At 53.8% G+C, this 13,657-nt stretch carries 13 protein-coding genes; all 13 read left to right on the forward strand.

All coding sequences use genetic code 11. The features are described 5' to 3' along the window. Positions 1-2: 2 nt before the first annotated feature. The 13 genes from murD (at position 3) to AC2TF6_RS09110 (ending at position 13,605) form a co-directional block, all read left to right on the forward strand. The gene (gene murD, locus AC2TF6_RS09050) at positions 3-1,391 is read left to right on the forward strand and encodes a UDP-N-acetylmuramoyl-L-alanine--D-glutamate ligase (protein ID WP_491310758.1); all 1,389 of its coding nucleotides are present in this window, start codon (positions 3-5) and stop codon (positions 1,389-1,391) included. A 109-nt stretch (positions 1,392-1,500) separates the two neighbouring features. Beyond that, complete coding sequence (spoVE, locus tag AC2TF6_RS09055) at positions 1,501-2,598, forward strand: stage V sporulation protein E (protein WP_103993618.1); 1,098 nt, start codon at positions 1,501-1,503, stop codon at positions 2,596-2,598. Positions 2,599-2,603: 5 nt separating this feature from the next. After that, positions 2,604-3,734 (forward strand): undecaprenyldiphospho-muramoylpentapeptide beta-N-acetylglucosaminyltransferase, encoded by a 1,131-nt coding sequence (murG, locus tag AC2TF6_RS09060; RefSeq protein WP_218228407.1) that lies wholly within the window; start codon positions 2,604-2,606, stop codon positions 3,732-3,734. Between the two features lie 210 nt (positions 3,735-3,944). Next, complete coding sequence (gene murB, locus AC2TF6_RS09065; protein ID WP_491310759.1) at positions 3,945-4,850, forward strand: UDP-N-acetylmuramate dehydrogenase; 906 nt, start codon at positions 3,945-3,947, stop codon at positions 4,848-4,850. 15 nt (positions 4,851-4,865) lie between these two features. After that, on the forward strand, positions 4,866-6,152 hold the full coding sequence (gene murA / locus AC2TF6_RS09070; RefSeq protein WP_009671778.1) for a UDP-N-acetylglucosamine 1-carboxyvinyltransferase: 1,287 nt from the start codon (positions 4,866-4,868) through the stop codon (positions 6,150-6,152). A gap of 84 nt (positions 6,153-6,236) precedes the next feature. Further along, entirely contained in the window at positions 6,237-7,181 is a 945-nt protein-coding gene (locus tag AC2TF6_RS09075) for a cell division protein FtsQ/DivIB (RefSeq protein WP_491310760.1), read from the forward strand. A gap of 157 nt (positions 7,182-7,338) precedes the next feature. Next, positions 7,339-7,509: a hypothetical protein gene (locus AC2TF6_RS09080; protein WP_491310761.1), complete on the forward strand. Its 171-nt coding sequence runs from the start codon at positions 7,339-7,341 to the stop codon at positions 7,507-7,509. A 57-nt stretch (positions 7,510-7,566) separates the two neighbouring features. Further along, the gene (gene ftsA, locus AC2TF6_RS09085; protein ID WP_491310762.1) at positions 7,567-8,820 is read left to right on the forward strand and encodes a cell division protein FtsA; all 1,254 of its coding nucleotides are present in this window, start codon (positions 7,567-7,569) and stop codon (positions 8,818-8,820) included. A gap of 222 nt (positions 8,821-9,042) precedes the next feature. Then, positions 9,043-10,185 carry a cell division protein FtsZ gene (gene ftsZ / locus AC2TF6_RS09090; protein ID WP_491310763.1) on the forward strand — a complete coding sequence of 381 codons (1,143 nt, stop codon included), beginning with the start codon at positions 9,043-9,045 and terminating at the stop codon, positions 10,183-10,185. Positions 10,186-10,390: 205 nt separating this feature from the next. Further along, on the forward strand, positions 10,391-11,314 hold the full coding sequence (gene spoIIGA, locus AC2TF6_RS09095) for a sigma-E processing peptidase SpoIIGA (protein WP_491310764.1): 924 nt from the start codon (positions 10,391-10,393) through the stop codon (positions 11,312-11,314). A 29-nt stretch (positions 11,315-11,343) separates the two neighbouring features. Next, positions 11,344-12,066, forward strand: coding sequence for an RNA polymerase sporulation sigma factor SigE (sigE, locus tag AC2TF6_RS09100; RefSeq protein ID WP_217557866.1), 723 nt, complete (start codon positions 11,344-11,346; stop codon positions 12,064-12,066). Between the two features lie 271 nt (positions 12,067-12,337). Further along, complete coding sequence (gene sigG, locus AC2TF6_RS09105; RefSeq protein WP_009671832.1) at positions 12,338-13,120, forward strand: RNA polymerase sporulation sigma factor SigG; 783 nt, start codon at positions 12,338-12,340, stop codon at positions 13,118-13,120. 188 nt (positions 13,121-13,308) lie between these two features. After that, positions 13,309-13,605 (forward strand): YlmC/YmxH family sporulation protein, encoded by a 297-nt coding sequence (locus AC2TF6_RS09110; protein ID WP_491310765.1) that lies wholly within the window; start codon positions 13,309-13,311, stop codon positions 13,603-13,605. The last annotated feature ends 52 nt before the right edge of the window (positions 13,606-13,657 follow it).

Below are 13,657 nucleotides of genomic sequence, written 5' to 3' on the forward strand. Positions count from 1 at the left end.
AAATGAAGCATCCGAGTGAGTACCGGGGTAAGAAAGTGGTCGTACTCGGCCTGGCCCGCAGCGGGGTTGCGGCGGCCAAGTTTTTTCATGAAATGGGAGCGGACGTAACGGTCAATGACCGGAAAACGCGTGAAACGAGTCCCGAGGCCGACGAATTGGAAGCCTTGGGAATTTCTGTTGTCTGCGGGGGGCACCCGCCTGAACTTGTGGGAGAAGACACGGCTCTGATCGTCAAAAATCCCGGCATCCCATACGGGGCGTCGCCGGTCGTCCAGGCTGCGGAGCGCGGAATCGAAGTGGTGACGGAAGTGGAAGTGGCGTACCATATCTGTGCGGCTCCGATGATCGGGATTACGGGAAGCAACGGCAAAACCACGACGACGACGCTCATCGGCCTGATGCTCGAAGCGGGCAAGCTGAACCCGATCGTTGCGGGCAACATCGGCCGGGCTTTGACGGAGGCGGCGGCGGAAGCGAAGCCGTCCGATTGGATGGTCGTAGAGCTGAGCAGCTTTCAGCTTAAAGGCACGAGGGAGTTCAGGCCGAAAATCGCCTGCCTGCTCAACGTGTACGAAACTCATCTGGATTATCACGGCTCCATGGAAGACTATGTGGCCTCGAAAGCCAAGCTGTTTGCGAATCAGAAGCAGGATGATATTGCGGTGCTGAACGCCGATGTCGAGGTATGCAGAAAGCTGGCCGGTGAAGTATCTTCGGAAGTCCTTTTGTTTTCCAGGCAGCGGGAGCTGGACAAAGGGGTTTATCTCTCCGGGGACGGCGTGCTGACTTACCGGGATGCAGAGGGCGGTACACACCCGATTTTACCTGCCAAAGAGCTGGGCATTCGCGGTTCTCATAATATCGAGAACGCCCTTGCGGCATCCGCGGTCGCTCTGAGCGCAGGCGTGCCGGTCGAGGCGATCGCAGACGTCCTGCGGACATTCCGCGGCGTGGAACACCGTCTCGAACTCGTGGGAGAGTTCGGCGGCGTGGCTTATTACAACGATTCGAAAGCGACGAACCCCGCCGCCACGACGAAGTCTGTCGAAGCGTTCGAACGGAGTGTCATTCTGATCGCAGGCGGCTTGGACCGCGGTTCGGACTACAAAGAAATGCTTCCGCTGCTTGCTTCGCGCGTGAAAGCCGTCGTAACGCTCGGCGAGACGAGGGAGAAAATAAACCGCGTTGCCCGTGAAGCCGGATTGGCCGACATCGAAACGGTCGATACTGCTAACAGCACGGAAGCAATCGGTGAGGCCGTTCGGGCTGCGAGCAAGCTGGCAGGGAAAGGGGACATCGTTCTGCTCTCTCCGGCATGCGCCAGCTGGGATATGTTTGCTTCTTACGAGGAACGGGGACGCATGTTTAAGGAGTCCGTGCATAATCTGTAAGGAACGGGTAGTCAAGCCTCCTTCGTCCGCTTCGAGATTGCGGCAGCGTCAGTCAGCTTAGTTTTCAGGCTATAGGCACCCGATATTCTTATTCGTAAGAGGTGTCCCTATGGCTAAAGCGCGTTCCGCTCCGGATGTATGGATTCTGGTTTCGACACTGCTCATTTTGACGATCGGCGTAATTATGGTGTACAGTGCCAGCGGAGTGCTGGCCTTCCGTGAATTTGGCGACTGGTTTTATTATTTGAAAAGGCAGCTGCTTTTCGCGGTGCTCGGTATCGTGGCCATGTTTTTTACGATGAACACCGACTACTGGGTGTGGAAAAAGTACGCGAAGGTCGGCCTGCTCATTTGTTTCGGCCTTCTGCTGGCGGTTCTGATCCCGGGGATAGGCGTGGTTCGCGGCGGTGCCCGGAGCTGGCTCGGAATCGGGTCGTTCGGGATTCAGCCTTCCGAATTTATGAAAATCGGCATGATTGTTTTTCTGGCCAAGCTTTTGTCTGACAGGCAGTCCCAGATCACGCTGTTTACGAAGGGGCTGCTGCCTCCTCTGGGGCTCGTGGGACTGGCCTTCGGCTTGATCATGCTTCAGCCTGATCTTGGCACCGGAGCGGTCCTGGTCGGCGCCTCCCTGCTCGTGATCTATACGGCGGGGGCCCGCATTCTTCATTTATCCTATCTTGCCATGGCCGGCGTCGCAGGCTTCGTCGGCCTGATTATTGCCGCCCCATACCGGCTGCAGCGGATTACGGCCTTTATGGACCCGTGGTCCGACCCGCTGGGAGCGGGCTATCAGTCCATCCAGTCGCTTTATGCGATCGGACCGGGCGGGCTGGCCGGGCTGGGGCTCGGAATGAGCAGGCAGAAGTACAGCTATCTGCCCGAGCCCCAGACGGATTTTATCTTCTCGATCATCGCCGAGGAGCTCGGTTTTATCGGCGGTGCGGCCGTTCTAATCCTCTTCACGATTCTCGTATGGAGAGGCATGCGCACCGCTATTACAGCACCCGACACGTTCGGCAGCCTTGTTGCCGTCGGTATTGTGGGAATGATCGCCGTTCAGGTGATTATCAACATCGGCGTCGTGATCGGAATGTTTCCGGTTACGGGGATTACGCTTCCGCTTATAAGCGCCGGAGGCTCGTCCCTTACCCTGATGCTGACGTCGATCGGCGTGCTGCTCAACATATCCCGCTATTCGAGGTGAAACGAATGCGTATCGTATTCAGCGGGGGAGGAACCGGCGGTCATGTTTACCCGGCTTTGGCCATTGGGGAACAATGTCTGCAGGACCACCCCGATTCGAAATTTTTATACATCGGCACAAGCTCCGGCCTGGAGCGTGACATTGTCGCGCGTTCCGGGCTGGATATGCCTTTTGAAGCCGTAGAAATTACAGGGTTCCGGCGTAAGCTGGCGTCCCTGGACAATGTCAAAACCGTGCTGCGCTTTCTGCGCGGTGTGGGCCGTGCCAAAAGCCTTCTCCGGGAGTTCAAGCCTGACGCGGTGGTAGGCACGGGGGGGTATGTCTGCGGCCCGGTCCTGTATGCGGCCGCCAAGCTGGGCATTCCTACGCTCGTGCATGAGCAGAATGCCATCGCGGGACTTACGAACCGTTTTCTGAGCCGATACGTGTCGACGGTAGCCGTCAGCTTCCGGGGAACGGAAGGAATCTTCCCTCAGGCCAAAAAAGTCGTCTACACGGGCAATCCGCGCGCGACTTCTATGGTAAATGCGGACGCGGCCCGCGGGTTCTCCTCGCTCGGATTAACGCCGGACGCGAGACTCGTTGTCGTTGTGGGAGGGAGCCGGGGCGCCAAAGCCATTAACGAAGCGATGGTCGAACTGGCTCCGCTCGTACATGAACTGCCCGGTGTGCAGTTTGTATTCGGAACGGGCCAGCCCTATTTCGAATCAACCGCGCAGCGGATTCAGGAGGAGGCGGGTTCGGTTCCGGCTAATCTTCAAGTCCTTCCGTATATTCATAACATGCCGGAGGTTTTGGCGGCGTCCAAGCTTGTCGTGAACCGTGCCGGAGCGTCTACTATGGCGGAGATTACCGCCCTTGGAATTCCTTCCATCTTAATCCCTTCGCCAAACGTAACGAACAACCACCAGGAGCACAACGCCCGCTCTCTTTCCGACGAGGGCGGCTCCGTAACGCTGCTTGAGAAAGATTTAAGCGGCCGGGTTCTTTTCGATCAGATCGGCAAAATCATGGAAGATTCCGTCCGCTGGGAACATATGGCGAAACAGTCTGCAAAGATGGGCCAGCGGGATTCCGCCGCACTTGTCGTCCGGGAGCTGGAACGGATTGTATCCGCCGGACAACGGAGGCGCTAAAAGGCCGCAGGATCAAGCTTTTACAGGGAACTAGATGGGCCATTGTCACACTCTATCCGATTTAACATAAACTACACTATAACCGTGGCAGACACCTAAGGCAAAGCCGCCCGTACCGACTCCCGCTCTTGCCGGTAACGAATAACCGGGAACCGAAGAATGCCGGGAAAGGGGCTTTTCAACCTTGAGTTCTGTGAAGGAGGTTTTCCCATGCACCAGTTAATTACAGACTTGCAAGCGGCTCAGGTGGGTGAGATCCTGAAGAACGAGAAGCTGGCACCGCACACAACCTGGAAAATCGGCGGTCCTGCCGATCTGCTCGTTATTCCGCAGGATAAACAGAAGCTGGTTGAGACGATCCGGCTGCTCGGGCAGCACAAAGTTCCCTGGACTGTCGTCGGGCGCGGATCCAACCTGCTTGTGGGGGATAAGGGGATCCGGGGCGTTGTCATCAAATTAAGCCGGGCTCTGGAAACGCTGCGTTTCGACGGCAGCACCGTCTACGCGGGAGGAGCCTACTCGTTTATCAAATTATCCGTCATGACCGGCAAGGAAGGATTAACGGGGCTCGAATTTGCCGGAGGTATTCCGGGATCGGTGGGAGGCGCCGTTTACATGAACGCGGGGGCTCATGGTTCTGATGTGTCACGCATTCTTAAACAGGCTGAAGTGCTGCTGGACACAGGGGAATTGATCATCATGCAGAACAGCGACCTGCAGTATGCTTACCGGCATTCGGTGCTGCATACGCTGCTGGGCATCGTAACGGAAGCGGTCTTCGAACTGCAGCCGGGCGACCGGAAGGAGATCGCGGGCGCAATGGCGGCGTACAAGGACCGCCGGCTCAGAACGCAGCCGCTGCAGCTCGCCTGCGCAGGCAGCGTGTTCCGCAATCCGCCGGGCAATCATGCCGCCAAGCTGATCGAAGAAGCAGGCCTGAAAGGCACGCGGGTAGGCGGGGCGGAGATTTCTCCGCTGCATGCCAATTTCATTGTGAATACCGGAAATGCATCGGCCGAGGATGTTCTGGCCCTCATTGCTTTGGCGCAGAAGACTGTACGGGAGAAATCCGGTGTGGAGCTGCAGCCTGAGGTACTGGTGGTGGGCGAGAGGTAATTCGGAGGTGAGACATTGGAGAAGTTGGTAATCGAAGGTGGCATTCCCCTCTCGGGAGCCGTTCGGATCCAAGGTGCCAAAAATGCGGCGCTTCCTATTCTTGCAGCCAGCATAATGGCGTCTGGAACCCACACGCTGCGCAATGTCCCGAAGCTGCTCGACATTGAAGTGATGCTCGGCATACTCCGTTCCCTGGGGTGCAGCGCCGAGCACAAAGAGGACGCGGTTGTGCTGGACACAACCGGTTTGAACAGCACGCACGTTCCGGAAGAACTGATGAAGCAGATGCGTTCGTCTATTTTTCTGATGGGTCCGCTGCTTTCGCGCTTCGGAACCGTCCAGGTCTATCAGCCCGGCGGCTGTGCGATCGGTGAACGCAAGATCGATCTGCATCTGAGAGGGCTGCAGGCGCTCGGAGTTACGATCGAGGAAACCGGCAGTACGATTATTTGCACCGCCGAGGACCTGAAGGGCGCCGATATAACGCTGGATTTTCCAAGCGTGGGGGCCACCGAGAACATCATGATGGCTGCCGTTCTAGCCGACGGGATCACAACCATCTCCAACGCCGCACGGGAGCCTGAAATCCAGGACCTCCAAAACTTCCTGAACGCGATGGGAGCGGACATAATCGGAGCGGGGACCGATACTATCACTATACGTGGCGTCCGCTCTTTACATGCCTGCACGTACCGGATCATTCCGGACCGTATCGTTGCCGGTACCTTTATGGTGGCGGCGGCCGCAACGAAGGGCAGCGTAACGCTGGAAGGAGTGTGTCCCCAGCATCTGAATGCCGCCATTCATGTGCTGAGACGTGCAGGTGTTCAAATTACGGTGCACGATGATATAATAAATGTGCACGCTCCAACAAGACCGCGGGCGGTCGAGCGTATCGTTACTGCACCTCATCCGTCTTTTCCGACAGACTTGCAGTCGCAAGTTATGGTGCTCCTTTCCCTAGCAGATGGAATCAGTATAATGAAAGAAACCATTTTTGAGAGCAGATTCAAGCATGTGGATGAACTCACCCGGATGGGAGCGGACATTCGCGTGGATTTCAACTCGGCATTTATACGCGGTGTACCGAGGCTCTACGGGGCTACGGTCGAGGCTACCGATCTCCGTGCCGGCGCTGCGCTTGTCATAGCGGGGCTGGCCGCTCACGGCACTACCGTCGTGGAACAAATCCACCATGTCGACAGAGGGTACGACCGGATTGAAGAAATGCTCACCCGGCTGGGTGCGCGCATTCGCCGGCAGGCTCCCGTACCGGATCAAGCGCCGGTCACCGGTGAATAATGCAGTGCCTCTAGTCCCTTCCTGCTTACAGGAGGGGATAAGAGGGTTTTACACGTTCACAAGGTTATGCACAAGGAAGCGGGGGTGTCAGGCTTGCCAGAAGAGAATAAAGTTCCGGTGCTGCCGAACCCTAAACCGAGAAGGACGCGCACCAACCGGAAGCTGCTTACGCTTTTGTTCCTGTTTTTCGTAACGATTCTCGCCGTTCTCTTTTTTCGCTCGTCCTTGAGCCGGATCAGTGAAATCAAGATCGAAGGCAACGAACTGCTTTCTTCCGAAGAAATCGGACAAGCCGCTGCCGTGCGGAAGGGCGATCATTTTTTTGCGGCCCGTTCGGAAAGCGTACGCGAGAGGGTTGCGGCCCTCCGTATGGTTCAGTCCGTTGATGTTTCCAAGCATTTTCCGGGACAAATCAGCATCGTGGTGCACGAGTATCCGCGCGTTGCGTTCCAGTTCGGGGCGGACGGCGTGAAGCAGGCGGTGCTTGCCGACGGTTCCACCGTTCCCGTTGTCAAAGAGGACATGCCGGTGGACAAACCCATTTTGACCGGATGGAAAGAGAGCGATCCCAACCGCATCGCTCTTTGCAAAGCGTTGGCAGCCATTCCGGCCGGGTATTTATCGGACATTTCGGAGATACGCCCGGACCCGTCGGAAGCCTACAAGGACAAGATCAAGATGTATACCCGCACCAAGTTCGAAGTCGTGACGACAGTCGGTTATCTGCCGAACAAAATTATGAATTTGTCCGCTTACATCACGAGCATGCAGGGAAGCGAAGTGAATTCCGGCGTGCTGGTGCTGCTGGAAACAGACGATCATTTGCCGCTGGATACGAGTGCCGCCGGAAACAAAGGCAAAGCCGGCACCGCCTCAACCAAAAAGCCCGATCCCACTCCGAAACCGGACGGCAGTGTGAAACCGACTTCCACTCCCAAAAAGGATACCACCCGCAAGTCCGATACGGGCGGTAAGGAAGGCAAAACGGACACACAAGGTACAACGAAGGGATCGCCTGCTCCTAACTAGGAGGGAATTCCGCCGGACAGGCCTCTTTATTTAAAGGAAGGGATTGGTAAGAGGCGCCCTTGCGCCCTGTAATCTATGAGACTTTCAAGGGAGGAATCGATAGGGGAGCTGCGAGCTTTTCGAATGGCCGAAAGGCTGGATGAAAGGCGCTTGATTCATGAATTTTTCAGGGTTTTCTCAGGAAAATATTACTATCGGCCCTATTAAATTAGTGTTAGAATTGATTTTATGGTATTCTATTTTTACCGGTTTAGGACCAAAAAAAGAGAAAATACAGCGTTCACAAAAAAAATACGGAAATAAAGAGGGAAACCAGCCGTCATGTTGAATAAGTAGAAAGCAGACGGGCTGTGCCCTGATTTCATTTAACAGGAGGTGCCAAAGCTTGAGCAACAATGACATCATTGTTAGTTTAGACATCGGTACATCCAAAGTTCGTGCTATTATTGGGGAAGTCGTAAACGGAACCATTAATATAATAGGGGTAGGATCAGCCGACTCGGAAGGCATCCGCAAAGGTGCCATCGTTGATATCGACCAGACCGTTCAATCGATCCGATCCGCGATCGATCATGCCGAACGTATGGTGGGCATACAAATTTCTGATGTTTACGTCGGGATTACGGGAAACCACATCGCGCTTCAGGACAGCCACGGTGTTGTGGCCGTATCCAATGAAGACCGCGAAATCGGCGAAGAAGACATCGAACGGGTTATACAAGCGGCTAGAGTCATAGCGCTGCCTCCTGAGCGCGAAATTATCGGAGTAGTACCTAACCAATACTTAGTGGACGGCCAGGAAGGCATACACGAACCAAGAGGAATGATCGGGGTCAGACTTGAAGTCGAATCCACGATTATTACCGGAGCCAAAACAGGCATACATAACCTGCTTCGCGTTGTTGAGAAATCCGGACTTAAGGTGGCAGGACTCATATTGATGTCTCTGGCTTCCGGACAGCTTGCGCTTTCCAAGGATGAGAAGTCGATAGGAACCGTATTGGTCGATATCGGAGCAGGTTCGACAACGATTGCCGTTTTCGATCAAGGCAATCTTGTCGCAACATCCACGCTGCCTATCGGCGGCGATTTCATTACCAACGACATATCAATCGGGCTCCGCACCCAAATGGATATTGCGGAAAAAATCAAGCTTAAATACGGCTGCGCGACGATTCAAGATTCCGCGCCGGATCAGGTGTTTAAAGTAAACCGGATCGGCAGTCAGGTGGATAAGGAATTTACCCAGGTCGATCTGGCGAATATCATTGAACCCCGTGTTCAGGAAATTTTCCATCTGATTCGCGCAGAAGCCAGCCGGTTAGGATACAGTGATCCCGCCGGAGGTTATGTCCTCACGGGAGGCACCGTGTCCTTGCCGGGGACTCTTGTCATTGCACAGGAAGAGCTGGCTGCTCCCGTACGTATCGCAGTGCCCGATTACATCGGTGTCCGCGACCCGGCTTATACGAGCGGAGTAGGGATCATCCAGTTTGTTTGCAAATTTTTGCGTAACCGCCCAGTTACGGCGCCCAAGAAGCAAACGGCCAACAAACCTGCCAGTGTCAAAACACCCCAGACTGAAGCGAGCCCTGGCTGGTTCGATAAAGTCAAAAATTTCCTTAAGGAATTTATCTAACGGGACGAGCTCTGCTGTTTCTGAATGCATCTTTCCCGGTTATGGATACAAGTGTCCCGTCACTGGCTCTGCAGCCTGCAACCAGGGGGGCACGCGCACAGACAAGCTTCAGAACCATGTTCGGGCCATGTGCGAGCTCTTACGATTACCGTGCCGACAGGCGCGTTACCCATTTTGAGCTTACAGCTCACGGAAAGTTAAGTTAGGGGGACATTGACTGCTATGTTTGAATTTGATCTGGATATGGAACAATTGGCCCAGATAAAAGTCATCGGTGTGGGCGGCGGCGGCAGTAATGCAGTTAACCGGATGATCGAGAATGGAGTGCAAGGTGTCGAGTTCATTACGGTCAACACCGATGCACAGGCACTTCATCTGGCCAAATCGGAGCACAAGCTCCAAATTGGTGATAAATTAACGCGCGGCTTGGGAGCCGGCGCCAACCCCGATGTGGGGAAGAAAGCCGCTGAAGAATCACGCGATTTAATTATGAACACGCTCAAAGGCGCGGACATGGTATTCGTAACCGCAGGTATGGGCGGGGGAACCGGTACGGGCGCCGCTCCGGTCATCGCGGAGATCGCGAAAGAGTGCGGCGCGCTGACGGTGGGTGTCGTAACCCGCCCGTTCACATTCGAAGGGCGCAAACGTGCCGCTCAGGCTGAACAGGGCATCGCAGCGCTCAAAGAAAAAGTGGACACGCTGATCGTTATTCCAAACGACCGTCTCCTTGAGATTGTAGACAAGAAGACGCCTATGCTGGAAGCGTTCCGCCAAGCGGATAACGTCCTTCGTCAAGGGGTACAGGGGATTTCCGACCTGATCGCCGTGCCGGGTCTTATCAACCTTGACTTTGCCGACGTAAAAACCATTATGACCGAGCGTGGTTCGGCTCTTATGGGTATCGGTATCGCGACAGGTGAGAACCGTGCCGCCGAAGCCGCCAAGAAAGCCATTATGAGTCCGCTGCTTGAAACCTCTATCGAGGGTGCTCGCGGGGTTTTGATGAACATCACGGGCGGTACAAATCTTAGCCTCTACGAAGTAAACGAAGCTGCAGACATCGTTGCTTCGGCTTCCGACATTGAGGTGAATATGATTTTCGGTGCGGTCATCAACGAGAATCTCAAAGAAGAGATTATGGTTACCGTTATCGCTACCGGATTCCAGGACAAGCCGCAACAGCAGCAGCCTGCACAACCGCAAAACCGCCGTCAAGGCGGTGTGCAGCAACAGCAGCAGCAGGAGACACCTGCCGAAACTCAGCAGCGTGTGAACAATCTGCGGCCGTTCGGCGGTCAACCGGGAGACCTGGAAGTACCGACGTTCCTGCGCAACCGCGGACGTAACAATCTCGACAAATAATTCCGTTAACGGAATGGTATAGGCGGAGAGCAGCAAAGACGGGCTCTCCCGGAAAAGCCGTCATAACTGACCTTAGGTCAGTTATGACGGCTTTTTTCTTTTCCCCACTATGCGACAAAAATAGTTGGCGGACTCCGGCACGTTTAGACAGACTTTGAATTCGTCTTTTAATATACTAATCTCATCCGCTTGGGGGTGAGGAAAATTGGTCGTATACGCGGATCTGATTTTCCTGGTGAATGTCGTCATGGATGCCGCCGTTTTACTAGTGACCGCAAGGACGCGACGATTATCCTTCAAACCTTGGAAACTGTTGATGGCCTCTGCGCTGGGCGGATCTTATGTACTGCTCATGTTCGTACCTTCCTTGTCGTTCTTGTTTACTTTTGCGGCAAAAATCATCATGTCTCTCTGTATGGTATGGATTGCTTTCGGCTATGGCAGCTTGCAGCACTTTTTGCGCAACACGGGCACCTTCTATGTAGTCAACTTTGTAGCGGCGGGGGGCGTTTTCGGCCTGAACTACGTGTTTCAAACATCGGGCGATGTGATGAACGGGCTTTTGTTCAGCCAAACGGGTGCGGCGAGGTTCAACATCCGGATCGAGACTTGGGCAGTCATCGTGTTAGGAGCGGGTTCTCTGGTGCTGCACAGACTGGTGATGGCGGGAGTAAAGAAGAAGGAAGAACTGGCCGTTCATCTGGCGGAAGTAAGTGTGATCGTGGACGGTGCGGATTTCCGGTGTACAGGCTTGATCGATACGGGCAACCAGCTCTACGATCCGCTGACGCGGACCCCGGTGATGGTCATGGAGGCTTCGCAGCTGGCGAGTATGCTGCCGGAATCGTGGTTGAGACGAATCCGTGCAGCCGAGGTGGAACAGATTATCACGGCGATAGGTACGGAAGAAGACTTCGTATGGCAGGATCGTCTGCGGCTGGTGCCTTACCGGGGAGTAAACCGGAATACACAGTTCATGCTGGCGATTAAACCCGACAAGGTGGTCATCACGTACAGCAGCGGTCAAGTGGAAACGACGAAAGTGCTTGTAGGACTGGACGGAGGTCAACTCTCCGGTGACGGGGCATATCATGCCATTATTCATCCGACGCTGGTTGCTGCCGGCTAAAGAAAGGTTATGAGTGGGAGGAAGCGGTTATGCGGGTCAAATGGAAATTGCAGATGCTAATTTTTTATTACAAGATTCTTATCTTTTTCGGTCTGAAAGGTGAAGAAATTTATTACATAGGAGGAAGCGAAGCACTGCCTCCTCCGCTGACACGGGAAGAAGAAGAATATTTGCTTGGAAAACTGCCCTCCGGGGACGCGGCCATCCGTGCCATGCTGATTGAACGCAACCTCCGGCTGGTTGTCTATATAGCCCGCAAATTTGAAAATACGGGCATTAACATCGAGGATCTGGTCTCCATAGGAGCGATCGGTCTGATTAAAGCGGTGAATACGTTCGACCCCGAGAAAAAAATCAAGCTGGCGACTTATGCGTCTCGCTGCATCGAGAATGAAATTCTGATGTATCTTCGCCGCAACAGTAAAATACGGACAGAAGTGTCGTTCGACGAACCGCTTAATATCGATTGGGACGGAAACGAGCTGTTATTGTCCGATGTGCTGGGCACCGAGAACGATACCATCTACCGCAACATCGAAGAGCAGGTGGACCGCAAGCTGCTGCATAAAGCGCTCGATAAGCTGACGGACCGGGAGCGGACGATCATGGAGCTTCGTTTCGGTCTCCAGGACGGTGAGGAGAAAACGCAGAAGGACGTTGCGGATCAGCTCGGCATTTCCCAGTCCTATATTTCCCGGCTGGAAAAGAGGATCATCAAACGGCTGCGCAAGGAGTTTAATAAAATGGTTTAAGCAAAAGCCTATCACCTGTGTGGTAGGCTTTTTAGTATGACTTTTCCATACGATTTTAAGGAGGTACCGGATAATCCTTCCGAACGGGAGACATATCTGCCTTCTTTTAAAAAAATTATCGGAAACTGAAAGCGAATACGGGCCAACAGCGGCAGGAGAGAGCAAGCATCCGGGCACTTGTCAAGGGGGGAGACACGCTCTTCACAGCGCATAAAAACACGGGTCGCGGAGATAATTAACAGTAATGTTTCTCCTTGGGAGGTAAATCACCGTGACCCGAAATAAAGTCGAAATATGTGGTGTCGATACCGCCAAACTTCCTGTTCTGACGAATGTGGAAATGCGTGAGCTGTTCACCAATCTGCAGACGAAAAACGATCGATCCGCAAGAGAGAAACTGGTCAATGGCAACCTGAGACTGGTACTCAGCGTGATTCAACGTTTCAACAACCGCGGCGAGTTTGTCGACGACCTTTTTCAAGTGGGCTGCATCGGCCTGATGAAAGCGATCGATAACTTCGATCTGGGCCAGAACGTGAAGTTTTCAACGTATGCGGTGCCGATGATCATCGGAGAAATACGCAGATACTTGCGGGATAACAATCCGATCCGTGTCTCCCGTTCTTTGCGGGATATTGCTTACAAAGCGCTTCAGGTCCGCGATAGTTTAACGAACAAGAACTCCCGTGAGCCTACGATTTACGAAATTTCCGAAGTGCTGAACGTGCCCAAAGAAGATGTCGTGTTTGCGCTTGACGCGATTCAAGACCCCGTTTCCCTGTTTGAGCCGATTTACCACGACGGCGGGGACCCGATCTATGTGATGGACCAGATCAGCGATGAACGCAACAAAGACATGTCGTGGATTGAAGGAATCGCGTTGAGAGAAGCGATGAGAAAGCTCGGCTCCCGCGAAAAAATGATTTTGTCGATGCGCTTTTTCGAAGGAAAAACCCAGATGGAAGTCGCCGATGAAATCGGAATTTCGCAGGCGCAGGTTTCAAGGCTGGAGAAATCGGCGATCACCCAGATGCAGAAACATGTCAAAAGCTGATTGATCACCGCCTGCCCGATTTACTTGCTCGCACATCTATCGAAAGCCCGGATTCCGGGCTTTTTGTTATGCTTGCTTTTCCGGTTGGACCCCGAGAGACGCTTTTCTTGGTTTTGCAGGACATTTTGGCCGTGTCCCTCATATACTAGAACAAACGGGCGAATAACCTGAAAGCGTGGGGTAAGCAGATGAAAATATCCGACTTTCAAACGAAAGACGTTATTAATATTGTGGATGGTAAAAAACTGGGCCAGATCAGTGATTTGGAGCTTGAACTCCGTCAAGGCCGGATCGATTCCATTGTCGTTCCGAACAGCAGCAAGTTTTTCGGCTTGTTTGGGGGAGGAACGGATCTTATCATTCCCTGGAAAAATATCGTCAAAATCGGAACCGATGTCGTTCTGGTCAAACTGGATGAAGCGAAAACCTACCGGGCCGTCGAGGAGAGCGATTCCGCTGATTACAACCGCAGCTCACGGGGGTAATAGAAGTAGATATGAGGATGGCCGTACTTACGGGCGCTTCGTTATAAAGCAG

The organism is Paenibacillus sp. JNUCC 35 (assembly GCF_058269095.1).